This is a genomic window from Natronospira elongata (genome assembly GCF_034931365.1).
Classification (GTDB): Bacteria; Pseudomonadota; Gammaproteobacteria; order Natronospirales; family Natronospiraceae; genus Natronospira; species Natronospira elongata.
This window is the reverse complement of record NZ_JAYGII010000033.1, coordinates 1-20,969: the sequence shown is the minus strand read 5'-3', so window position 1 is coordinate 20,969 and position 20,969 is coordinate 1. Positions and strand designations below refer to the sequence as shown.

The following is a 20,969-nucleotide window of genomic DNA, read 5'->3' as shown; positions in this document are numbered from 1 at the left end:
CCCCTGACGGAAGTACAGCCGGACTCTCGACGTCGGGTTCAACTGCGACTCTGGTTCCCGATATGGTCGGGGAATGGGAGGTGGAGATGACGGCCGCCACAGGTACAGTGACGAACACCGCAGCTGATACCGATGTGGTGGCTTTTTCTGTCGTGGATAACTTTTCGCCTGTGGTGGAAGTGGAGACCGGTGATTCCGTTGGCTTTTCCGGGGATAGCCTGACTCTTGATGCCTCCCATTCCTATGATCCAGCCGGCACTGATCTGTCATTTTCCTGGGAAGTCATTGTCAGTCCGGATGGGGCGACTGTAAGCCCGGAGACTGGAAATGATGAGGTGTTCACCTTTTCGGCGGATGCCAGTGGTGCCTATGAAGTCCAGCTTGAGGTAAGCGACGGGTTCAACGATGCAATCGAGAAGACCTTCCCTGTTTCTGTACTTGCTATAGCCAAGGAATACACCTTTGATGTAATTGGGGCGGCTCACCATTACTCAGAAGACATCATCGCTGTAGTCAGCGCCGGACCTCACCAGGTCCATATTATTGATGTCCCATCCGGCGACCGTGAATCAGTTGAGCTTCCTCTGATGCCGATTTCGGTGGCTATTAACCCGAATGGTGATGAGATCGCTGTCGGGCATGACGGTTGGGTGACGGTTATCGATATTGAAACTGCCGAGGTGCTTGTTTCACATCCCGTCGATGTCCAAGCCAATTCCGTTGTCCACGGTGGGAACGGTTATATATATGCGCTGCCACCTGGCCAGTGGGAAAGGGTTCGCGGTGTCCGGATTTCCGATGGTGAAACCCATGAACATGAAGGCTTCAGTGTCTACGGCGGAACCATTATGCGGATTCACCCCATTGAGCCGTGGATCTATGCTGCTAACCGTGGACTAAGTCCCAGTGATATAGAGAAGTATGATATCAGTACGGTGCCTACCGAATATGTATCGGATTCGCCTTATCACGGTACCTACGCCATGTGCGGGGACCTGTGGCTGACCTGGGACGGGGTCCGAATCATCACCGCGTGTGGTAATACTTTTCGTTCCTCAGAAGTCAGCAGCCAGGACATGGTCTATGCTGGTGCCTTGGATATGGGTGATGTAAACAGGGTACTTTGGGCCGGCCACTCGCCGGATCGCGGCGAGATCGTGACGGCAGTTGGAGATTTGGGTTGGAATCAGGACATTCCTGGAGATGCGGCGCTGATTCGGTTCGAGGATCAGTACCTTAACCGTCTGTCGTTTCAAGGCGTCCCGGAGTACGTAAAGGGGGGCAATACCCACGAGATTGTCCCAGAGCTGGTGGCGTATCACTCGGGCGATGAGGGTGTCTTCCTGTTGGCGAACCTTGAGTCTGCCAATGCCCAGGGGCATTCTGTCCTCATACAGATGCGGCTGGAAAACTGATCTCGTCTGGCACCCCGGTCTGGTTTCAAGACCGGGGTGCCCTAGGCGAAATGGGGCTAGAGTAGATGCCTTGGTCCATCGTCAGCTATCAGCTTATAAGCTAAAAGCTCTTGCCAGGGTTCCACGAGTCCTATGGTGCGGCCCTAGTCTTTTTGTTCCGGCTTCGTTTCCACCGGTTTCGGCGTATGGACTTCCAACAGATGTATCCGGCGCCCATCCGCGCGCAGGACGCGGAAGCGGTAGCCGTTCATGGTGACTGACTCGTTACGTCGGGGGAGGTGGCCGAAGGCGTGGGTGACCAGGCCACCGATGGTGTCGAATTCCTCGTTGCTGAACTCGGCATCCATGGCGTCGTTGAAGGTTTCCACGGGCATCAGGGCGCGGATGGTGAAGCGCTTGTCCGAATGGCGGTGGATGTCGCCTTCTTCGTCTTCGATGTCGGTTTCATCGTCAATGTCGCCGACGATCTGTTCAAGGACGTCTTCAATGGTGACCAGGCCCGAGACGCCGCCGTATTCGTCGACGACGATGGCCATGTGGTTGCGGCTTTCCCGGAAGTCGGAGAGCAGGACGTTGAGGCGTTTGCTTTCCGGGATGAAGCTCGCCGGGCGCAGGTATTCGCTGACATTGAAGCCGCCACCGGTCTGGCCTTCGGCAAAGTAGCGGAGCAGGTCCTTGGCGAGCACCACGCCGACGACTTCATCGCGGTTCTCGCCGATTACGGGAAAGCGGCTGTGGCCGGATTCGATGGCCTGGGCGAGGACCTCGTCCAGATTGGCCTCGCGGCGGATGACCACCATCTGCCCGCGGGGAATCATGATGTCGCGGACCTGCATTTCCGAGACCTGAAGCACGCCTTCCAGCATGGCCTGGGCGTCAATGTCGAACAGCTCCCGACGCTGGGCGTCGCGCAGGACATCCATCAGTTCCACTCGATCGCGGGGCTCACCGGAGATGGCCTGGCCGATGCGCTCGAACAGGCCCTTGATACCGCCGCTGCCGTCGTTTTCCTGTTGCTGCTCGTCTTCTTTCATGGATCTCGGCTGATAGCTCATGATCAGATTCTGTCGCTCAGGGGGTACGGTAGGGGTCCGGATAGCCCATCTCGGACAGGATACGGATTTCCAGGGCCTCCATGGCTTCGGCTTCGGGCTCTTCCTGATGATCATAGCCCAGCAGATGGAGGACGCCATGGACGACCATGTGGGCCCAGTGGGCCTCGGGGCGCTTGCCCTGTTCGGCGGCTTCCCGGGCGACCACCTCGGCGCAGATCACCAGATCGCCCAGATGCCGCCAGGGCAGGGCGGGGAGATCGTCGCCGGGGAAGGAAAGTACATTGGTGGGCCGGTCACGGTCGCGCCAGTGGGCGTTGAGTGCCTGGCTTTCGCCGGACTCGACCACGCGGATGGCGAGCTCCAGGGCACGCCCGCCCAGGGCCAGATCGGGGTTGGTCTGCTCGGCGCCGGCCAGGGCGGCTTCGGCAAAGCGGCGGAAGGTGGCCTGCGCCGGGGTGTCCGGGTGCTCGGCCTCCACCGCCAGGTCCAGGTTCAGGCCTGGAGGGGGAGGCTCCTCGTCCCGGCGGTCGGGATTGCTTTGCTCGTCCATGGGCTGCATCTCAGTGGTCGCCGTGCCGCTCATAGGCGCTGACGATCTTCTGGACCAGGGGGTGGCGGACCACGTCCCGGGCGGTGAAGAAGGTGAAGCTCACATCGGGGACGTCCTTCAGGACCTCGATGGCGTGGCGCAGACCGGAGGTCTGGTTGCGCGGCAGGTCGATCTGGGTCACGTCCCCGGTCACCACCGCGCGGGAGCCGAAGCCGATGCGGGTGAGGAACATCTTCATCTGCTCAACGGAGGTGTTCTGGGCCTCATCGAGGATGATGAAGGATTCATTCAGGGTGCGACCGCGCATGAAGGCAAGCGGGGCGACCTCGATCACATGGCGCTCGATCAGCCTGCCGACTTTCTCAAAGCCCATCATTTCGTAGAGGGCGTCATACATGGGGCGCAGATAGGGGTCGACCTTCTGGGCCATGTCGCCGGGCAGAAAGCCGAGGCGCTCGCCGGCCTCCACGGCCGGGCGGACCAGGATCAGGCGGCGCACCTCGTCGCGCTCCAGGGCCTCCACGGCGCTGGCCACGGCGAGATAGGTCTTGCCGGTGCCGGCCGGGCCGATGCCGAAACTGAGATCGGAGCGCTGCATGTCGGAGAGATAGCGCTGCTGGGCGGGGCCGCGGCCGGTGATTTTGCCCCGGCGGGTATGAACCACCACGGATTCGCTCGGCGCCTCGCGCTCCTCCACCAGGGCTTCCAGGCCGGATTCCTGCAGGCGCAGGTGGATGGCCTCCGGGTCCAGGTCCTGGTCCTCGGTGACTTCATAGAGGGTTTTCAACAGCTCACCGGCAGCCGTCACCGGGCCTTCGTCGCCGATGACCCGAAAGTGATTGCCGCGATTGTTGATTTCCACGCCGAGCCGGCGTTCCACCTGGCGGATGTGCTCGTCAAACTGGCCGCAAAGGTTGGCGAGGCGACGGTTGTCCGCCGGTTCCAGGTTGATGTCGAGAGAGCGGGGTTGTGGAGTCAATTCCTGTCGGTGACCTCTCCGTTCAGGGTGTCCAGATTCGAATATGTGCCTCGGCGCTCATTATATCAAGACTGGGCAGCCAGGCGGTGGACTCTATTGCTCATTGATCCAGGTCTCGATGGCATCCACCGCCTCGATCATCTGACGGCAGCAACGCTGCAGAAAGTCCGTTTCACTGAGCTCGCCGCTCTCAAGGGCCGGGGCACAGGCCAGGGCCGCCTCGCCATCGAAGTCCACATAGGCCAGGCGGGTGGTGAGCTCGCTTAGCGGGCGGCCGAAGGCATGGCCGGGCAGCAGCGCCACGCCGCTTTCCTCCAGCAGGCGCTGGCAGAGGGTTTCGCTGTCTTCGATGCCGCGTCGGGCAAGCCGTTCGCGCAGGGGGCTGAAGTCCGGGAAGAGATAGAAGCCGCCGGCCGGGCGGGTGACCGAGAGCCCGGCCTTGCAGAGCCGCTCCCAAAGGGTCAGGCCCAGGAGGCGAAGAATCCGCCGGGAGTGGTCCAGGTAGCGGTCGATCTCCGTGTTGCGGTCAAAGGCGGTGATGGCGGCGCACTGGATGGGGGCGCTGGTGGAGGTGAAGGTCTCGCTGGCCACCACCGCCATGGCGTCCTGAAGCCAGCGCAGGCTGCGCGGGAAACAGAAGGTACCCAGGCGCCAGCCGCCGGCGCCGCACCATTTGGACAGGCCGGCGCTGATGATGGTCCCCTCGGGGTAATAGCGGGCAATGGAGACATGTTCGCCGGTATGGTGGAGTTCCCCGTAAATCTCATCCGATAGCAACACAACACGGTAATTTCTCGCCACTTCGGCCAGTTCCTGAAGCTCGTCCAGGGTATAGGTGTCGCCGGTGGGGTTGGAGGGGTAGTTGAGGATGATGATCCGTGGTCGGGTGGGGTCGCTGCGGCAGAGGCGGTCCAGTTCCTCCGGGGTCAGGCGCCAGTCATTTTCGGCCTGGGTGGGCACCCAGCGGATCTGGCGACCGATTATATGGGCCTGGGGGGCGTAACTGACCCAACTCGGGGTGGGAATGACCAGGTCCCCGTAATAGGTGAGCTGGACGATGAACATCAGCTCCTTGGAGCCGGGCCCGATGAGAATATTGTCGCCGTCCACATCAAGGCCCTCGGCGCGGGCATGATAGGCCGCCACCGCCTCCCGCAGGGGGCGCAGACCGCTGACCGGAAGGTAGTCCTTTTCGTGGGCATGGTCGCGCAGGGCCTGGACCACCGGTTCCGGCACCGGGAAGGGGGATTGGCCCAGACCCAGTCGGTAGACCTTGCGTCCCCGGTCCATCAACTCACGGCTGGCCTCGTTGATGGCCAGGGTGGCGGACTGGCTGAGGCCGCGAACATTGAGGTTGAGATTGATGTCGAGCGAGCGGTTCATGTTACTGATCCCTTGAGCATGATTGGATGGCGGGCAAATCACTCCGTCTGTGGTCAAGCTTAGCAGCGCCCGGCGGGAATGTGACGAAGCCAGAGAAAGGATGTTGCATGGATGCCCGGGACGTTTATGATGGGGCAGTAACATGATTCCAACCGATGAGGTGTCATCCATGAAAAAGCTTGTTTTGATGCTGGCCGTTGCGGCCATGAGTCTGCCGGGGGCCCTGCTTGCCCAGGACCAGGAGCTGGAAGCCCTGGAGAGGGAAGTGGTGGTTGAAGGAATCACCCTGCCGGTGGCGGTGGAAGTGGGTGATCATCTGCTGGAATTGAACGGCACCGGTATTCGCCGGGCCTTCTTTCGTAACTTCTATGTGGGCGCCCTTTATCTGCCCGAGCCCATGAGCAGCACGGCCGAGATCATCAGCCGTCACGGCGCCTCCCGGATCTCCCTGAACTTCATTCGCGATGTCTCCCTGAGCCGGATGCAGGGCGCCCTGGACGATGGCTTTGAAGACAACACCCCGGCCGAAGCCCGGGCCGAGCTGGCCGATGAGATCGAGCAGTTCAAGAGCTTCTTTACCCCGCCGAAAGAGGGGGATCGCATCAATATCGATTACGACCCGGACCGCGGCACCATTGTCACCGTCAATGGTGAGGAGCAGGGCGTGGTGGAAGGCGCGGAGTTCAACCTGGCCGTGCTGCGGATCTTCCTGGGTGAAAACCCGGCCGACAGCAACCTGCGCGACGGCATGCTGGGCCTGGACTGAGCCGTCAGGCCAGATCAAAAAAACCGGCCGGGTCCGCCCCGGCCGGTTTTTTTGTGTCTACACCCGCCGTAGGAGAGGATCTAACCGTGATGGGTTCCGACGGATCCAGATGGCAGCTGCCCGGCAATCGCGAATGAATTCGCTCCTACGCGGGCTGGGTCGGCTTCAATCCAGGTGCCGTGTCCAGTTCACCTCGGGGTCCCCCACCGCCAGAAAATGCCCATTGAGCAGATCCGCCTTTTGGTTATAGCGAAAGGGATTGCCCTCGGTGTCGATGACGGCGCCGCCGGCGGCTTCCAGCACGGCCTGGGCGGCGGCGGTGTCCCACTCGCTGGTGGGCCCGAAGCGGGGATAGAGGTCGGCACTGCCTTCGGCCACGCGGCAGAACTTGAGCGAGCTGCCCGCAGAGACCTTCTCGCAGTCACCAATTCGTTGCAGCAGACGTTCCACCGCCTCGCTGCCATGGGAGCGGCTGGCCATGACCCGCAGGGGCGTGGCCGGGGGTCGGCGGGTCTGGATGGCCTCGGGTGCCTCGCCCTGTTCCTGGCGGAATGCGCCCACGCCTGTGCAGCCGAGATAGGTGCGGGCGGCCACCGGCACATGGACCACGCCCACGGTGGGCACGCCGTCGCTGACCAGGGCAATGTTGACGGTGAACTCGCCGTTGCGCTTGATGAATTCCTTGGTTCCGTCCAGGGGGTCCACCAGCCAGTAACTGTCCCACTGGCGACGCTCCTCCCAGGGCACGTTGGCGGCCTCTTCGGAGAGGATGGGCATGCCTGGGGTCAGCTCCCGCAGGCCCTCGATGATGATCTCGTGGGCCGCCATGTCGGCCCGGGTCAGGGGGCTGTCGTCATCCTTGGATTGCACTTCGAAATCGGTGGCATAGACATCCAGAATGGCGTCTCCCGCTCGGCGCGCAATGGCGGCGACGGGTTCCAGAAAATCTTTGTTCATGAACAGTCCTTTTTGCGTACTTGGCGTTCCGGGTGCTGTGTGCGAGTTCAGTCTTTTGCCGGGCCGCGGTAGATGCAGCCGGAGGTGCAGGTTTCGGCCACGCTCACCGCCGACAGGGCCGGCAGCTCGGGCTTGAGACGCTGCCAGATCCAGATGGCCAGGTTCTCGCTGGTGGGGTTTTCCAGGCCGTCGATCTCATTCAGATAATGATGGTCCAGTTGCCGGTACAGGGGTTTGAAGGCGCCCTTGATGTCGGCAAAGTCCATTACCCAGCCGGATTCCTCGCCCGGCTCACCGGCCACGTGGATATCGACCCGAAAGGAATGGCCGTGCAGGCGGGCGCATTTGTGCCCCTCGGGCACATTGGGCAGCCGATGGGCGGCCTCAATCCAGAAGGTCTTGTAGATTTCCACGCTCATGCCAAGTCTCGTTGGGAAAACGGTCATTATACGGGGATGGGGCGCCGGGGCCGAGTCCGGGCTGGTAGACTTGGGTGAATCAGACGATGAGCGGTCCCAATGCACAGCGATACCGACCTTCACACCCATAGCACGGCCTCCGACGGCCACTTGCCACCGGCGGAGCTGGTCGCCCTGGCGGCCGGCGCCGGTGTCCGTCGTCTGGCACTGACCGACCATGACACGGTCGCCGGCCTGGACGAGGCCCGGGCGGCGGCCGTCGAGCATGGGGTGACGCTGGTGCCCGGGGTGGAAATCTCCAGTCAGTGGCGGCGCCAGGAAATCCATGTGGTGGGGCTGTGGGTGGATGAATCCGACGCCGGTCTGAAGGCGGCCCTGGCCGAGCAGGTGGACCGGCGTGAGGAGCGGGCCGAGCGCATCGCCCGCAAGCTGCGCCAGAAGGGCTATCCCGGCGCGCTGGAGGGGGCCGTGGGATTGGCCGATGGTGCCACCCTGACCCGGCCGCATTTTGCGCGCTGGCTGGTGGAGGCCGGGCACATGCCGGATGTTGCCACCGCGTTCAAAAAGCTCCTCGGGCGCGGCGGGCCGGCGGCGGTCCGGGTGGGCTGGCCCGAGCTTGGGCAAGTGGTGGGCCGGATCCGGGCCGCGGGGGGAGTGGCGGTGCTGGCGCATCCGTTAAAATATCGTCTCACCGCCACCCGGCTGCGGGCCTTGCTGGATGATTTTGCCGAGGCCGGGGGCGGCGCCATGGAGGTTCGATGCGGGCCACACGACGGGGATCGCCTGCGGCACTGCCTGCGCCTGGCCGAAGAGCGTGAGCTGCTCGCCTCCCATGGCTCGGATTTTCATCTCCCCACCCGGTGGCAACAGACACCGGGCGGCCTGCCGGCTTTGCCGGAGGGCACGGCAACGGTCTGGAATCGAGAAGGAGTCAGCGGTGTTGGATGATGCGGAGTTGGAGGCCCTGAAGACCCGGATTGAGGAGCTGAGCCTGGAGCATCGTGACCTGGATGACGCCATTCAGGCCCTCCAGGAGAGCCCGGCCGTGGATCACTTGCGCCTGCGCCGCCTGAAGAAGCGCAAACTCCAGCTCAAGGACAGCATCGCCCGTCTGCGCAGCCAGATGATCCCGGACCTGGACGCCTGATCGCAGGCCTCGCGCAGAGGATGCCAAGAGCGCGAAGAATTTCCCTGTCTGACGGCGCGTCCCCCGCTGTGGGAGCGGCATTGCCGCCGCGACAGGGGCTTGACCCGGCTACTGTCGCGGCAGGATTGATACCCCGCCAGCTTGCGGCGCGGGGGGTGATCTGGTATAAAGTGCGGCTTTTCCGCGTCGGGACGGCCTTGGCCGGGCCCGCGTCTGCAAGCCCGGGCGATTTCCCGGGAGTGAACGAATTCGAGAGGAACCGAGAAATGTCCAGAGTCTGCCAGGTAACGGGCAAGCGGCCGGCCAGCGGGAACACCGTCTCCCACGCCAATAACAAGCGGCGCCGTCGGTTCCTGCCCAATATCCACACTCATCGTTTCTGGCTGGAAAGCGAGAAGCGCTTCGTGCGTCTGAAGGTCTCCACCAAGGGCCTGCGCGTCATCGACAAGAAGGGCATCGACGCGGTGGTTGCCGACCTGCGCGCCCAGGGCGAGAAGATCTAAGGAGGCGATCATGCGCGAGAAGATCAAACTGGTATCCAGCGCCGGCACCGGCCACTTCTATACCACTTACAAGAACAAGCGAAACACCCCGAACAAGCTTGAGTTCAAAAAGTACGATCCGGTGGTTCGCAAGCACGTGATGTACAAGGAAGCCAAGCTGAAGTAAGTTTCCTGTCATCTTGTCTGCATAAAAAAGCCCCGGCAGTGTCAACTGCCGGGGCTTTTTTTTCTGCTGTGGAAGCGGATTCATCCGCGAATGCAATTGCCCGGCCGGCGCGCCGAAATCTGACAAACCAGTCCAGCGCCCAGGTCGCATTGGAGGACGGCGCGTCACGGCATTGCGTGGGCGAACCCGCTCCTACAGGCGCCCGGCCTAATCCAAATCCCGAACCAGCCGGACGTGGGTCTCCTGTGGGAGGTGGTTCCGAAGGTTGTCTAGGTCAACCGGAATCTCTCTGACAATTCCCTGATCCTGTGTTATTCCGAAAAATGCTGGGTCACGGTTCTCCTGTCTTGAACTGCCAGCTCCCCAGTCCACCGCTGTCGCTGAGATAGCATGTGATTTCCGAGGCGTATTTGGAAAAATGTTTAGGTCGATAGCCGGATGAGCACAGGAACGCTCGGTAAGTGTATCGAGTTCTTTAATGTTGGGTACCCGCCAGTCATCATAGCCGGCATGGCCAGATTCGGCTGCCTCTAGTAAAGCTGACTGAATATCCAGGGTTGTGGGGGCGCCTACACAGGTCTCACCGTCCCATTCCTGCCCAATACTGCATCGCATCCACATCAGTCCGTATTCTGCGTGGATAACGGTACCGTCTGGCATTGGCATCAGGTCATCCGGGAGGTTGCTTCTGCTCACGTTATCTACACATTTTTGTTCACCTCGAGGTTCCACCGGGGGGATGGTTTCATCAATATAGCGATCTTGCTCATCCACATGGCGAACCAGTTTTACATGTGAGGAAAGCCCACTGCCTTGAGGTGCTTGAAGGCCTGCGGCGACAAGGTTATTCCACGCGAGTCCCGAAGACTCTGCTTCCTCGCCAGGTTCCATGTTTAGCAAGGGGTTGACGAATGCATTTGCTGACCAGAAGAAAGGATCAGTGGCTCGATGTCTTTGGCTAGGGAAGTATTCCGTATCGATAAACGTACTGCTCCAGTCGCGAATTACGGGTGATGGCCGGAAACTATTGATTGAAAGCCACTCTCGTACGGTAGGCAAGCGCCAGTCGTTGTATCCACAAAGACCTTTCTCATTGACAGCGGCAGTCAAGTCATCCGTGCTGCAGTACTCCAGGGGGCAGCTTCCCAGTGAGGCACGTCTCCTTCCAGGTCGCCCTGCATTGACTCGCTCGTCGGGGTTGTACCAGGTCCAGCGGTGCCGGAGGGCGTGGATATCGTCGTCATCGGCATACCAGTCTTCCGGATCGGCGGTCTTGACCTCCCACATCAGCCCGGTGACATTGTCGCGGACACAGCGCCATTCCTCGGCGTCGGCGGGCAGGGTGGCGCCGTTGGCGGCGATCTTGGTGAAATCAAACCCCGCATGGCCGGAATCATGCTTGTCCAGCTCTCCCTTCGCAGCCAGCCGGTCACGACCGAACTCGGCATCCTGACCCGGCCAGTCTTCGACCGTGCACTCGACCATGGCATCGGCTTCGCCGTCATAGCACTGCTGCAGGCCGGTATCGTTGAGCCCGCCCAAGGGCGTGAAGGTGCCTTCCGGGCGGGCACCAATCCGTGCTGCCTCGCTGTCGGGCCGCATCCAGCGCTCGGCTACCACGGCCAGATAGTAGTCCTGCTCATTTTTCAATTCATTTAGGCGAACAGGCGGTTGATCGGTTGTGAGTATATCCAGGGCATCATCGAGAGCTTGGTCCCTTTCTGTCAGAAGATGAACCCGATAGCGGGCTGCCTCTTCGGAAAGCGTCCAGTTCAGTCGGATCTCCCTGTCGCCAGTTTCCACTTCAAGATCTGTCGGTTTGTCGAGAGGTTCCTGGTTGCCGCAACCGACCAATAGAGAAGCGGCAAGTAGTAGTACCCATCTGATGTTCATCTCTGCTCTCCCTAACCATTCATATTGCGAAGAGCGCCCCCCATCGGAAGGATGGGGGGCGCTCCAGGGCTTGTTTAGATCATTTTTCAGATCAAGTCGTCTCTTTCGAAGCCCTGAAAGGTTTGCAGGAAATGCAGGATGTCAGCATAGTGCTCGCCTTTGGCCTCATCCTTGTGTTCCGTACGCCATTTATTTAGTGCATCGGCGGCCTTTTGTGCGGCTAGGTTAGGGCCATGCAGGCGAATATCGTACGTCACTGAGCGGTTTGCGAGGTCATCCCGAATTACGTAATGGCACTGCAGGTGCTGCAACTCTGGAGAGTACCGGGGTTTTCCGTTTGACCGGATTTCGGCTTCAAGTAGCCGTGCCATTGCTGGCGCTTCAGTGGATAGAATGCCTCCAGAGCAAAGCTGCCAATTCGGGGCTTGGGTAATGCGAACTTTATTGTTAACAATTGAGTTAACAGTCGACCCAAATTGTTCGAACTCCTCAGATCGTTGTGTCGTTACCCAGTCGAGGCTTGCAGTTGTCAAGTTTTTTGCAAGAATTCTCTCTTGTGCCACTGCAGTCTGATAACTGGCAGCCAGGCTAAAGTCTGCTGTCAAACGCCATTGGAAGTCTTCATAGTTATCATTCACGTATATGGTGTGATTCGCCAGTTTAATGGCATCTTGAAACAGCTTGTCGATTCGATCTTTTCTCTGATATCGACTTGCGACGGTATCGCTACGGTAGAGGGCTAGCGTTTCCTGGAAAGCCTTCAGTTTGCTGACGTAATAACCCCGGTCCTGTTTGAAGTTCTCCTCGCGAACGATGTCCCGGATTTGCTTCAGACTCCAATCACTGAGATCGACGGGCCCGCTGTCACTGAAGATCGCATCGATCACGATGGTCGCGATCTCTACCCAGCCGGTTGGGGCTTCAGAGGCCGTGGAATGGACATAGCCGTCCAGCACCTCGGGGCTTGCCGTGGCCTGCAGGATGGACCACGCTGCCTCGCTAACGCTTTCCGTGTTCTGAGTAGCGCTGGTTTGGCTTGGGTAGACTTCCGCCTGAGCCGTGTTGGTCATGCTGAGGGAAGCCAGTACGAGAGTGCCGGCCGTAGCCAGCGAAGTGGCAATGGTTGGCATTTTCATCGGATTTTCTCCCTTTTAATTATTTTCACTGCCAGCCCTTTCAGGCTGGGCCCCGGGCTCCTATCCCCCGGGCGGGGAAGATAATATTTAGCCGAAAAGAATGTGTCAATAGTCCCAAATGTGGGTTTTCTGGGATGTTGGGGCGGATGCTTGTTACCGCTCCGTGCTCGCTTTTGAGCGGGAATCGCGGATGAATCCGCTCCCACGGGTGGGGTTCCTGTGGCGGCTACGTCAGTCGGGGAATTGCTTATTCGGCGGTGGCGGGCGAGGGGAGGCCCTGGACGTGGTCGCCGATCTGGATGTCGTTGGCTTCGAACCAGCCGCGGTTGACCTCGAGGGCGTAGGGGATGGGCGCCGGGGCGCGGTGGCTGTGGGTGGTGAGAGGCTCCATGGACTGGATGTCGATGATGAAGCCGCTGCGGTCAATGAAGGCGATGTCCAGAGGGATGTAGGTGTTCTGCATCCAGAAGCTCAGTCGCCAGGCCCGCGGGTAGACGAAGAGCATGCCCTGGTCATCGGCCAGTTCCAGCCGGTACATCAGGCCGTGTTGGCGGCTTTCGTGGGTGTCGGCCACTTCCGCCCGCAGGGAGACATCTCCCATGCGCAGCTCGATTTCTTCCAGACCACGCTGGGGTTCGCCGTCCAGGCCTTCCGCCGTGATGGCCGGGGCTGCGCCGTTTTCCTGGCCGGCACAGCCACTGCCGAGCAGCATGAGAGCGGCCAGCAGGGTGGCGAGCAGACGGATGTTCAGGCTCGGTTCTTTCATGGAAGGGTCCGGAATGGGGCGCCCGGGCCGAGCCCGGACGCCCGCATTGTCATCAGTAGCCGTTCTCGTCTTCAGCGGTTTCTTCCGGCTGAACGACCCACGGCGGAGGCGGCGCATCCACCGGGTTGTTGAGGTCAAAGTCGGCCTGGAATTCACGGTTGAATCGGGTCAGGCCGTAGGTGAAGCGCTCACCCGGGTGCACTTCCATGTACCAGGTGTTCTCGGCGGAATCCGGAATACCCTCGTCGTGGAACAGCGCCTGGGAGAACTCACCCACCGGGAATTCCTGGCGGTTGGCAGTGCCGTCTTCGTCGGTCTTGCCGCCATACATGTGCAGGGCCTCGGCGGAACCATCGGGATAACGGTGGTCATGCTTGAGCTGAATACCGTCTTCCATGCGGGTCAGGACCCAGGTGCGGGAGCGATCGTCGCCCACATGCAGGGGGATTCGGATTTCGGTTTCCGAGCATTCACGCACATGCATGATCACGGGGACGTTGAGCCAGCCCTGGTCGGCTTCCTCGTCATACTGGACCATTTCGCCGGCGAAGGCCTGGCCGCAGAGGGTCTTGAGGTTGGACCACCATTCGCTTTGGGGAGAGACATCCCGATCCGGGGCGCCGTTGCAGCCGGCGATCAGCACGGCCGCGGGTAGAGACAAAAGCAGGCTTCGTTTCAGCATGAACAGGCTCCTTGAGTTGCTGTTTCTTCAGGCCGACCACGGCGGGGGAGCCGGGCCGGCCGCAATAAATGCCGCTCACAGGCTACACCAGCCGGGCCTCGCCTGCGAACGTGAGGGAAAAAAGATTACAATGTCCGGTCGGCCGAGCAAAGGACGGGATGCATGCATGAGTTGATGATGACGGACCTGGGGCAGTGGATGCGCACCCATTACCTGCTGGCCTCGGTTCTGATCTTTGTCCTGATCCTGCTGGAGTCCCTGATACTCATCGGCTGGTTCATTCCGGCAGTGGTGCTGCTGATCATTGCCGGTGGCCTGATTGCCGCTGAAGTTCTCCACCCCCTTCCCGTGGCCATCGCCGCCCTGTCCGGTGCCTTCCTGGGTGCCAGCCTGAACTACTGGTTTGGCCGCCGCTACCGGGAGCGTCTCAGTCAGATCTGGCCTTTCACCCGACGCCCGGACCTGATCAGCCGTGGCCGGCTGTTCTTTCGCCGCTATGGCAGTCGCAGCATTTTCCTCGCCCGGTTCACCAAGCCCTTGCGGCCGCTGATGCCGGCGGTGGCCGGCATGGTCCGCATGGCGCCGCGGCGATTCATTGTCGCCAATCTGATTTCGGTTTTTGTCTGGGTGCTTGGCTATCTGCTGCTGGGTTTTCTGGCCATGGGCTCGGTTTCCCTGCTGCCCGAACCGGCCCGCCTGCCGGCGTTGCTGGTATTGGTGATGACCGTGTTGATGGCCGCGCTCTGGAACTGGCGCCGCCGTCGAACGGCAGTCTAGGACGCTGAGCGGCTGCCACGGCGCGAGCTGGTCTCGATATTGACCACGCGCCCGTTGATCAGCGTGACAATGCGGATAAAGCGCCGCGGCCCGAAGTCGTAGATCCAGTCCTCCGCCGGCATTCCCGCCCGATAAACTCGCCCGTCCCGTTCGGTTCGATAGTGAACACCGGTGATGCGCAGTTCCTTTTCCCTCGGCTTGCCACATTTGGAGACCAGCTCCATCTGGGTAATGCCGGATTCAATCTGACCGGGACTGCAGGCCCCATTGCCCGGCCGGAAGCCGTGGCGGCCGGTGCGAACCTGGGTCAGACGGCCATCCTGGAAGCGCAGAAAGCGCATCAGCCGGTGGGGGCCGAGGTTGTACTGCCATTCCTCGCGAGTCGGAACATGGCCGTAGCGGATGGTGTAGACGCTGTGCAGGGGAACCACCACATCCGGCTCGCCACAGAGTTCGCGGACCTCGAACATCCGGTCCCCGCGCTTGACGATCTTGCCGTCACAGCGGAATCCGGCCTCGGCGGTCATCGACAGGCTGGTGAGCAGGCCGATCAGCAGACAGGCAAACAATCGCATTCGATGCCCTCCCGGCATGACATGGCATCATGATGCTGGCTGAATCACATTGGACCCGGGGTCACCGGGGCCGGTTCCGCGCCAGGACAGTACTTGGGAGCAGACCATGTTGAGATTATTGCTGATGGCCATTGGGGTTTATCTCGGGATTCTGGTCCTGATGTGGCTGTTTCAGGATCGCCTGCTCTATCTGCCGTCCATGCCGGGGCGGGAGCTGCAGGCCAGCCCGGCGGACCGGGGCTGGGAGTATGAGGACCTGGCGCTGATTGTCGAGGATGGCACCCGTTTGCATGCCTGGTGGGTGCCGGCCCCGGAGGCGCGGGGCAGCCTGATCTTCTTTCATGGCAATGCGGGCAATATCTCCCATCGCCTGCATTCCATCGAGATTTTCCGCAATCTCGGCCTGTCCGTTCTGATACTGGATTACCGCGGTTACGGCCAGAGTGAGGGCCGACCGTCGGAAGCCGGCCTCTATCAGGATGCCCGAGCGGCCTGGGATCATCTGCTGGAGGAGCGGGGCGTGCCGGCGGAGGAGGTGGTGCTGTTCGGGCGCTCCCTGGGTTCAGGGGTAGCCGCCTGGCTGGGGCAGACCGTGACACCGGCCGGGGTGATCCTGGAATCCAGTTTCCGCTCCGTACCTGACATGGCGCAGACGGTCTATCCCTTCCTGCCGGCCCGCTGGCTGGCGCGCATGGACTATCCCACCGAGGACTACGTGCAGAACCTTGAAGCCCCGGTATTGGTAATTCACAGCGAGGATGACGAGATCATTCCCTTCCAGCAGGGCCGCGCCGTTTACCAGGCGGCCAATGAGCCCAAGCAGTTCCTGACCCTGCGGGGCGGCCACAACACCGGCTTTCTCGACAGTCGCGAGGTCTATGTCTCGGGTCTGGATGACTTTCTGAGCAAAGTCCTGGGGGAGGGCGACTAGCGGCCGGTGCCAACCCCGTCATGCCCGATGCCGGGGGATGTCATTGATCCCGGGGCGGGACCGGGCCCAGCTCCGGGATGGCGTCGACGGCAGGAAAATCGCTGATCGGTCGGGGCGGCTGATCGCTGGCCGGGCGGGCCACGGCGGTCAGATGGGCAATGCCGTGGTCACGGGCCGAGGCCAGCACCGGCAGGGAGTCGTCCACGAACAAGGTACGGGCCGGCGCGAAGCCCATCTCCGCCTCCAGGCGTTGCCAGAACAGGGGGGATTCCTTGGCGGCGCCGAACTCATGGGCGGTATGGATTTCAGGCACCAGGCGATCGAGACCGGTGCGGGCCAGTTTGATGGCCAGCACCTGGGGGTGGGCATTGGTGGCGATGGCCACCCGCCGGCCACTGGCGGTAAGATCGTCGAGAAAGTGCTCCACGCCGGGGAGGAGTCGAATCTCCGAGTCACACTGGCGCTTGAGCGCTTCCAGGTCGAAACCGAGAGCCTCGCTCCAGTAATCAAGACAGTACCACTGCAGCTGGCCGTTCACCCGGTTCATGCGTTGCTTGAGGTCGGCCAGGGCGGTGTCGAAATCCAGGCCCTGCTGCTCGGCATGGCGGCGGGGTACCCGCTCCAGCCAGAAACGATTGTCAAAGGCCAGATCCAGCAAGGTGCCGTCCATGTCCAGCAGGACGGTCTCGGTCTCCTCCCAGATGCGGCGTCGCTCAGTCATTGCCGCCCTTGTGGCTGCCCGAGCCCCGGCGGCCGCCGCCACGCCTGCCACCGCTGCGTCCACGGCCACCACGACCACCGGCCTTTTTCCTGCCACCCGGACCACCTGGGCGCCGCTTGATCGGGGCGCGCGGCTTGAGTTCCACCAGGAGCTGATCGTGCTGGGTCTCCTTGGGCAGTTGCTGCTCGATGTAGTCCTCGATTTCCGGCAGCGACATGGCCCAGGTTTCACAGGCAAAGCTGATCGCGTCACCCTCGGCCCCGGCGCGAGCGGTGCGCCCGATGCGGTGGACATAGTCCTCCGCGTCCTGGGGCAGGTCGAAATTGAATACGTGACTGACGTCGGGAATGTGCAGGCCCCGGGCGGCCACGTCGGTGGTGATCAGGATGGGCAGTTCGCCGGTCTCGAACTGCTTGAGCAGGGACAGACGCTTCCGCTGAGGCACATCGCCGGAGAGGACCTGGGCATGGAAATCGTTGCCCTCCAGCCAGGCGCAGAGCTCCTCGGCGGTCCGCTTCATGTTCACGAAGACCATGGTGCGGCGCGGGTCCATGCGCCGGAGCAGCCCCACCAGCAGCCTGACCTTTTCGTCGCTGGCGGGCATGTAAACGGTCTGGCGGACCCGGTCGGCGGTGACCTGATCGGCGTCCACCTTCACCGAAGTGGGGTTGTTCATGTGCTCATAGGCCAGCTCCATCACCCGGTAGGAGAGGGTGGCGGAGAACAGCATGTTCAGCCGCTTTTCCGGATGGGGGAGCTTGCGCAGGATGTAGCGAATGTCCTTGATGAAGCCCATGTCGAACATGCGGTCCGCCTCATCCAGGACCGCCACCTGGGCCGCGCGCAGGTCGAAGACCCGCTGCTTGAAATAATCGATCAGCCGCCCCGGGGTGCCGATCAGCACATCCACCCCATCCTCGAGCTGCTTGCGCTGCTGCTCATAGCCGGCGCCGCCATACACCAGCCCCAGGCGCAGGCCGGTATGTCGGCCCAGGGCCTCGGCGTCCTTGTGGATCTGGACTGCCAGCTCCCGGGTGGGTGCCAGCACCAGGGCACGGGGCTGGTTGGCCCGGCGCTCGGCCGGGGCCGGATTGCTCAGCAGATGATTGAACAGGGCCAGCAGGAAGGCGGCGGTCTTGCCGGTGCCGGTCTGGGCCTGACCGGCCACGTCCCGGCCCGCCAGGGCCAGCGGCAGGGTTTCCGCCTGGATGGGGGTGCAGCGGTCGAAACCGGCCTCTTCTATGGCTTTTTTCAGGGGCTCTGCCAACTTCAGGCTGTCGAAACGGGTCTCGCTGAGGTGGGTTTGCATGCTTGTCATGTCCAGCTGTGGAAAAATGGCGCACGGCGAATGCAGCCGCGGGCTTGAAATCTGTGCCCGAATGGGCTCCAATAGGGCCTAATGATCTGCGAAAGCTCGCATCCCGCGAGGATTTCAGCACACCCAGTATCTTGCGGAAGCCTCGAGCGGCTGTAATCGGGCGTCATTATTGTGCCTTATGTTGCTGGCCGCGTCACACCAGGCGCCGAGAATAGTCAAATTCGATGCCGGCTGGCGTTTCCGCCCATAATTCGACAGGATTTCATATCGTCTGCCGGTTTTTCTTCGGCATCGCACACAGGCGGTTCCCTTTTTTGTTTTCTCTGGCTTGATTGGAGGCCCATATCGTGAGTAACGAGATTGTTTATACTTCGGATGACAAATTCCAGGATGATGTGCTGGAATCGGATGTTCCCGTGCTGGTGGACTACTGGGCCGAATGGTGCGGTCCCTGCAAGATGATCGCGCCGGTTCTGGACGAGCTCGCCGGTGAGTACAGCGGCAAGCTCAAGATCGTCAAGCTGAACATTGACGAGAACCCGAAGACTCCGCCGAAATACGGTATCCGGGGTATCCCCACGCTGATGCTGTTCAAGAACGGCAGCGTGGAAGCCCAGAAAGTGGGTGCCATGTCCAAGTCTCAACTGACCGCATTCATCGACACCAACCTGTAATCACGGGGCCGGCCGCGTACCGGGCCACCGGCTTACCGCGGCCGGCCCTGCCAACCAAAGAAGCACAATGAACCTGACCGAACTCAAGAAGAAACCTGCCAAGGCGCTGCTCGATATCGCCCAGGAAATGGGCATTGAAGGCATGGCGCGTAGCCGCAAGCAGGATGTGATCTTTTCCATCCTCAAAGCGCACGCCAAAAACGGGGAAGAGATCTACGGCGATGGGGTGCTGGAGATTCTGCAGGATGGATTTGGTTTCCTGCGCTCCGCTGACAGCTCCTACATGGCCGGGCCCGATGATATCTACGTCTCCCCGAGCCAGATCCGCCGCTTCAATCTGCGCACCGGCGACACCATTGCCGGGCGAATCCGTCCGCCCAAGGAGAGCGAACGCTATTTCGCCCTCCTCAAGGTGCAGCAGATCAATTTCGACAAGCCCGAAGCGGCCAAGAACAAGGTCCTGTTCGAGAACCTGACGCCCCTGTTTCCCAAGGAGCGTCTGGTCATGGAGCAGGGCAACGGCAGTACCGAGGACATTACCGCACGGATCATCGACATGGCCTCGCCCATCGGCAAGGGCCAACGTGGCCTGATCGTTTCCCCGCCCAAGGCGGGTAAGACGATGATCCTGCAGAACATCGCCCAGTCGATCACCAACAACAATCCCGACTCCCAGTTGATTGTGCTGCTGATCGACGAACGCCCGGAAGAAGTCACCGAGATGAGTCGCTCGGTCCGGGGTGAAGTGGTGTCCTCCACCTTCGACGAGCCGGCCAGCCGTCATGTGCAGGTGGCCGAAATGGTAATTGAAAAGGCCAAGCGCCTGGTGGAGCACAAGAAGGACGTGGTGATCCTGCTGGACTCCATCACTCGTCTGGCCCGGGCCTACAACACCGTGGTGCCTTCCTCCGGCAAGGTGCTCACCGGTGGTGTGGACGCCAACGCCCTGCAGCGGCCCAAGCGCTTCTTCGGGGCCGCCCGTAACATTGAAGAAGGCGGCAGCCTGACCATCATTGCCACGGCCCTGGTGGAAACCGGTTCACGCATGGATGACGTGATCTACGAAGAGTTCAAGGGCACCGGCAACATGGAACTGCACCTGGACCGTCGAATTGCCGAGAAGCGGATCTTCCCGGCCATCGACTTCAACCGTTCCGGCACCCGTCGCGAGGAGTTGCTGGTTTCCCAGGATGAGCTGCAGCACATGTGGATTCTGCGCAAGCTCCTGCATCCCATGGATGAAATCCAGGCAATCGAGTTCCTGATCGACAAGATGAAGAATACGAAGCAAAACCAGGAATTCTTCATGATGATGAAGAAATGAATAGGAACCTCCTTACGGAGATTCCCGGAGGGGCCTTTTGGCCCCTTCTTTTTATTTAAGCTTCGAGCTACGAGCTACGAGCGGCGAGCCGGGGCGTGCTTATTGAGAGATGGCTGCCGATGAATTTCCGCCGTGGCATGCATGAACCGGGGAGTGAAACCTGAGTCTAGAGTTGTATCATTGGAAGCTCGCAGCTCGCAGCTCGCAGCTCGCAGCTCGCAGCTCGCAGCCGGATTCGGAGCCCCGCACCATGAAGCAGTCGTTGCTCGTTTTGATGTTTCTGGCCTTCCTCCTACCCACCCACGCCCTTGCCTGTCGTGGGGATGTGGTGACGGTGATGGATTACATGGCGGGGGACTGGATGGTGGCGGATCAGCAGGGCAATGTGCTGGGTTATAGCGAAATCCGGGAAGGGGCCGGGGGTTGTGCCATTCGGGAGCGGTGGCAGGGGCAGGACGGCCTGGAAGGGGAAGCCATGTTCACCGCCCGTGACGGGGGTGAGCGGTGGCGCATGGTCTGGTCCGACAGTGACGGCCTGATGCTGGAGCTGGATGGCCAGCGTCAGAATGGCAATATGGTCTTCACTGGTGCCCAGGAAAGCGACCAGGGGCAGATCCTCCACCGCATCGTCTATGAGCTTCTGTTTGAAATCGGCGAGATTCACCAACGCTGGGAATACTCCACCGATGGAGGCAGGCGGTGGCAGGTGTTTTTTGCCGGGTGGTATTTGCCGGACGATTAGGAGCAAGGAGCAAGGAGCAAGGAGCAAGGAGCAAGGAGCAAGGAGCAAGGAGCAAGAAAGGCCCTGCCAATCCCCTGTGGGAGCGGCTTT

Annotated in this window: 24 protein-coding genes; 11 read left to right on the top strand and 13 right to left on the bottom strand. The window is 61.2% G+C overall.

Features of this window, described 5'->3' with window-relative positions:
• Positions 1-1,415 (top strand): PKD domain-containing protein (locus VCB98_RS11555; protein ID WP_346052697.1); only part of this gene is annotated, 1,415 nt, incomplete at its 5' end.
• 143 nt (positions 1,416-1,558) lie between these two features.
• Here the strand turns inward: VCB98_RS11555 and VCB98_RS11550 are convergent.
• From VCB98_RS11550 to VCB98_RS11535, 4 genes are all read right to left on the bottom strand, one after another.
• On the bottom strand, positions 1,559-2,449 hold the full coding sequence (locus VCB98_RS11550; RefSeq protein WP_346052699.1) for a CorC family transporter: 891 nt from the start codon (positions 2,447-2,449) through the stop codon (positions 1,559-1,561).
• 37 nt (positions 2,450-2,486) lie between these two features.
• Complete coding sequence (gene ybeY / locus VCB98_RS11545; protein ID WP_346052694.1) at positions 2,487-3,020, bottom strand: rRNA maturation RNase YbeY; 534 nt, start codon at positions 3,018-3,020, stop codon at positions 2,487-2,489.
• 10 nt (positions 3,021-3,030) lie between these two features.
• Entirely contained in the window at positions 3,031-3,999 is a 969-nt protein-coding gene (locus tag VCB98_RS11540) for a PhoH family protein (RefSeq protein WP_346052692.1), read from the bottom strand.
• 93 nt (positions 4,000-4,092) lie between these two features.
• On the bottom strand, positions 4,093-5,382 hold the full coding sequence (locus tag VCB98_RS11535) for a pyridoxal phosphate-dependent aminotransferase (RefSeq protein WP_346052690.1): 1,290 nt from the start codon (positions 5,380-5,382) through the stop codon (positions 4,093-4,095).
• A gap of 169 nt (positions 5,383-5,551) precedes the next feature.
• On the opposite strand from VCB98_RS11535, the gene VCB98_RS11530 reads away from it, so the two are divergent.
• On the top strand, positions 5,552-6,148 hold the full coding sequence (locus VCB98_RS11530) for a chalcone isomerase family protein (RefSeq protein ID WP_346052688.1): 597 nt from the start codon (positions 5,552-5,554) through the stop codon (positions 6,146-6,148).
• Positions 6,149-6,313: 165 nt separating this feature from the next.
• On the opposite strand, the gene cysQ is transcribed toward VCB98_RS11530, so the two are convergent.
• Both cysQ and queD read right to left on the bottom strand, forming a co-directional pair.
• Positions 6,314-7,105, bottom strand: a complete 792-nt coding sequence (gene cysQ / locus VCB98_RS11525) for a 3'(2'),5'-bisphosphate nucleotidase CysQ (protein WP_346052686.1) — start codon at positions 7,103-7,105, stop codon at positions 6,314-6,316.
• Between the two features lie 47 nt (positions 7,106-7,152).
• Positions 7,153-7,518 carry a 6-carboxytetrahydropterin synthase QueD gene (queD, locus tag VCB98_RS11520; protein WP_406672621.1) on the bottom strand — a complete coding sequence of 122 codons (366 nt, stop codon included), beginning with the start codon at positions 7,516-7,518 and terminating at the stop codon, positions 7,153-7,155.
• Positions 7,519-7,623: 105 nt separating this feature from the next.
• Here queD and VCB98_RS11515 point away from each other — a divergent pair, with 105 nt between their 5' ends.
• The 4 genes from VCB98_RS11515 to rpmG all read left to right on the top strand — a co-directional run bounded on the left by VCB98_RS11515 (position 7,624) and on the right by rpmG (position 9,340).
• Entirely contained in the window at positions 7,624-8,472 is an 849-nt protein-coding gene (locus VCB98_RS11515) for a PHP domain-containing protein (RefSeq protein ID WP_346052684.1), read from the top strand.
• The gene (locus VCB98_RS11510; protein ID WP_346052683.1) at positions 8,462-8,671 is read left to right on the top strand and encodes a YdcH family protein; all 210 of its coding nucleotides are present in this window, start codon (positions 8,462-8,464) and stop codon (positions 8,669-8,671) included. The genes VCB98_RS11515 and VCB98_RS11510 overlap by 11 nt, the downstream gene beginning before the upstream one ends.
• Positions 8,672-8,937: 266 nt before the next feature.
• On the top strand, positions 8,938-9,174 hold the full coding sequence (rpmB, locus tag VCB98_RS11505; protein ID WP_346052682.1) for a 50S ribosomal protein L28: 237 nt from the start codon (positions 8,938-8,940) through the stop codon (positions 9,172-9,174).
• Positions 9,175-9,184: 10 nt separating this feature from the next.
• On the top strand, positions 9,185-9,340 hold the full coding sequence (gene rpmG, locus VCB98_RS11500; RefSeq protein ID WP_346052680.1) for a 50S ribosomal protein L33: 156 nt from the start codon (positions 9,185-9,187) through the stop codon (positions 9,338-9,340).
• Positions 9,341-9,547: 207 nt separating this feature from the next.
• Here rpmG and VCB98_RS11495 read toward each other — a convergent pair whose 3' ends face one another.
• The 4 genes from VCB98_RS11495 to VCB98_RS11480 all read right to left on the bottom strand — a co-directional run bounded on the left by VCB98_RS11495 (position 9,548) and on the right by VCB98_RS11480 (position 13,817).
• Positions 9,548-11,233, bottom strand: a complete 1,686-nt coding sequence (locus VCB98_RS11495; protein WP_346052678.1) for an Lcl C-terminal domain-containing protein — start codon at positions 11,231-11,233, stop codon at positions 9,548-9,550.
• An 86-nt stretch (positions 11,234-11,319) separates the two neighbouring features.
• Positions 11,320-12,369 carry a hypothetical protein gene (locus VCB98_RS11490; RefSeq protein ID WP_346052677.1) on the bottom strand — a complete coding sequence of 350 codons (1,050 nt, stop codon included), beginning with the start codon at positions 12,367-12,369 and terminating at the stop codon, positions 11,320-11,322.
• A gap of 247 nt (positions 12,370-12,616) precedes the next feature.
• Positions 12,617-13,135: a DUF192 domain-containing protein gene (locus tag VCB98_RS11485; protein WP_346052676.1), complete on the bottom strand. Its 519-nt coding sequence runs from the start codon at positions 13,133-13,135 to the stop codon at positions 12,617-12,619.
• 52 nt (positions 13,136-13,187) lie between these two features.
• Complete coding sequence (locus VCB98_RS11480; RefSeq protein WP_346052675.1) at positions 13,188-13,817, bottom strand: hypothetical protein; 630 nt, start codon at positions 13,815-13,817, stop codon at positions 13,188-13,190.
• Between the two features lie 162 nt (positions 13,818-13,979).
• Between VCB98_RS11480 and VCB98_RS11475 the strand changes: the two genes are divergently transcribed.
• Positions 13,980-14,594 (top strand): DedA family protein, encoded by a 615-nt coding sequence (locus VCB98_RS11475; RefSeq protein ID WP_346052674.1) that lies wholly within the window; start codon positions 13,980-13,982, stop codon positions 14,592-14,594.
• Here VCB98_RS11475 and VCB98_RS11470 read toward each other — a convergent pair.
• Positions 14,591-15,169 (bottom strand): DUF2845 domain-containing protein, encoded by a 579-nt coding sequence (locus tag VCB98_RS11470; protein WP_346052673.1) that lies wholly within the window; start codon positions 15,167-15,169, stop codon positions 14,591-14,593. The genes VCB98_RS11475 and VCB98_RS11470 overlap by 4 nt on opposite strands.
• Positions 15,170-15,275: 106 nt before the next feature.
• On the opposite strand from VCB98_RS11470, the gene VCB98_RS11465 reads away from it, so the two are divergent.
• Positions 15,276-16,100: an alpha/beta hydrolase gene (locus VCB98_RS11465; protein WP_346052672.1), complete on the top strand. Its 825-nt coding sequence runs from the start codon at positions 15,276-15,278 to the stop codon at positions 16,098-16,100.
• A 40-nt stretch (positions 16,101-16,140) separates the two neighbouring features.
• Here VCB98_RS11465 and yrfG read toward each other — a convergent pair whose 3' ends face one another.
• Positions 16,141-16,821, bottom strand: coding sequence for a GMP/IMP nucleotidase (yrfG, locus tag VCB98_RS11460; protein ID WP_346052670.1), 681 nt, complete (start codon positions 16,819-16,821; stop codon positions 16,141-16,143).
• Positions 16,814-18,130 carry an ATP-dependent RNA helicase RhlB gene (gene rhlB / locus VCB98_RS11455; protein ID WP_346052669.1) on the bottom strand — a complete coding sequence of 439 codons (1,317 nt, stop codon included), beginning with the start codon at positions 18,128-18,130 and terminating at the stop codon, positions 16,814-16,816. The genes yrfG and rhlB overlap by 8 nt, the downstream gene beginning before the upstream one ends.
• 356 nt (positions 18,131-18,486) lie before the next feature.
• Here rhlB and trxA point away from each other — a divergent pair, with 356 nt between their 5' ends.
• The 3 genes from trxA to VCB98_RS11440 all read left to right on the top strand — a co-directional run bounded on the left by trxA (position 18,487) and on the right by VCB98_RS11440 (position 20,879).
• A complete protein-coding gene (gene trxA / locus VCB98_RS11450) occupies positions 18,487-18,813 on the top strand; it encodes a thioredoxin TrxA (protein WP_346052668.1) in 327 nt (108 codons plus the stop codon).
• A 67-nt stretch (positions 18,814-18,880) separates the two neighbouring features.
• Entirely contained in the window at positions 18,881-20,137 is a 1,257-nt protein-coding gene (rho, locus tag VCB98_RS11445) for a transcription termination factor Rho (RefSeq protein WP_346052667.1), read from the top strand.
• A gap of 250 nt (positions 20,138-20,387) precedes the next feature.
• Positions 20,388-20,879, top strand: a complete 492-nt coding sequence (locus VCB98_RS11440; protein ID WP_346052666.1) for a hypothetical protein — start codon at positions 20,388-20,390, stop codon at positions 20,877-20,879.
• Positions 20,880-20,969: the final 90 nt, after the last annotated feature.

What these genes read in the sequence shown, in the direction of transcription:
- VCB98_RS11550 (WP_346052699.1), bottom strand. Translation starts at nt 2,449, where the DNA reads ATGAAAGAAGACGAGCAGCAACAGGAAAACGACGGCAGCGGCGGTATC.
- ybeY (WP_346052694.1), bottom strand. Translation starts at nt 3,020, where the DNA reads ATGGACGAGCAAAGCAATCCCGACCGCCGGGACGAGGAGCCTCCCCCT.
- VCB98_RS11535 (WP_346052690.1), bottom strand. Translation starts at nt 5,382, where the DNA reads ATGAACCGCTCGCTCGACATCAATCTCAACCTCAATGTTCGCGGCCTC.
- VCB98_RS11530 (WP_346052688.1), top strand. Translation starts at nt 5,552, where the DNA reads ATGAAAAAGCTTGTTTTGATGCTGGCCGTTGCGGCCATGAGTCTGCCG.
- cysQ (WP_346052686.1), bottom strand. Translation starts at nt 7,105, where the DNA reads ATGAACAAAGATTTTCTGGAACCCGTCGCCGCCATTGCGCGCCGAGCG.
- VCB98_RS11515 (WP_346052684.1), top strand. Translation starts at nt 7,624, where the DNA reads ATGCACAGCGATACCGACCTTCACACCCATAGCACGGCCTCCGACGGC.
- rpmB (WP_346052682.1), top strand. Translation starts at nt 8,938, where the DNA reads ATGTCCAGAGTCTGCCAGGTAACGGGCAAGCGGCCGGCCAGCGGGAAC.
- rpmG (WP_346052680.1), top strand. Translation starts at nt 9,185, where the DNA reads ATGCGCGAGAAGATCAAACTGGTATCCAGCGCCGGCACCGGCCACTTC.
- VCB98_RS11495 (WP_346052678.1), bottom strand. Translation starts at nt 11,233, where the DNA reads ATGAACATCAGATGGGTACTACTACTTGCCGCTTCTCTATTGGTCGGT.
- VCB98_RS11490 (WP_346052677.1), bottom strand. Translation starts at nt 12,369, where the DNA reads ATGAAAATGCCAACCATTGCCACTTCGCTGGCTACGGCCGGCACTCTC.
- VCB98_RS11485 (WP_346052676.1), bottom strand. Translation starts at nt 13,135, where the DNA reads ATGAAAGAACCGAGCCTGAACATCCGTCTGCTCGCCACCCTGCTGGCC.
- VCB98_RS11480 (WP_346052675.1), bottom strand. Translation starts at nt 13,817, where the DNA reads ATGCTGAAACGAAGCCTGCTTTTGTCTCTACCCGCGGCCGTGCTGATC.
- VCB98_RS11475 (WP_346052674.1), top strand. Translation starts at nt 13,980, where the DNA reads ATGCATGAGTTGATGATGACGGACCTGGGGCAGTGGATGCGCACCCAT.
- VCB98_RS11470 (WP_346052673.1), bottom strand. Translation starts at nt 15,169, where the DNA reads ATGCGATTGTTTGCCTGTCTGCTGATCGGCCTGCTCACCAGCCTGTCG.
- VCB98_RS11465 (WP_346052672.1), top strand. Translation starts at nt 15,276, where the DNA reads ATGTTGAGATTATTGCTGATGGCCATTGGGGTTTATCTCGGGATTCTG.
- yrfG (WP_346052670.1), bottom strand. Translation starts at nt 16,821, where the DNA reads ATGACTGAGCGACGCCGCATCTGGGAGGAGACCGAGACCGTCCTGCTG.
- rhlB (WP_346052669.1), bottom strand. Translation starts at nt 18,130, where the DNA reads ATGCAAACCCACCTCAGCGAGACCCGTTTCGACAGCCTGAAGTTGGCA.
- rho (WP_346052667.1), top strand. Translation starts at nt 18,881, where the DNA reads ATGAACCTGACCGAACTCAAGAAGAAACCTGCCAAGGCGCTGCTCGAT.
- VCB98_RS11440 (WP_346052666.1), top strand. Translation starts at nt 20,388, where the DNA reads ATGAAGCAGTCGTTGCTCGTTTTGATGTTTCTGGCCTTCCTCCTACCC.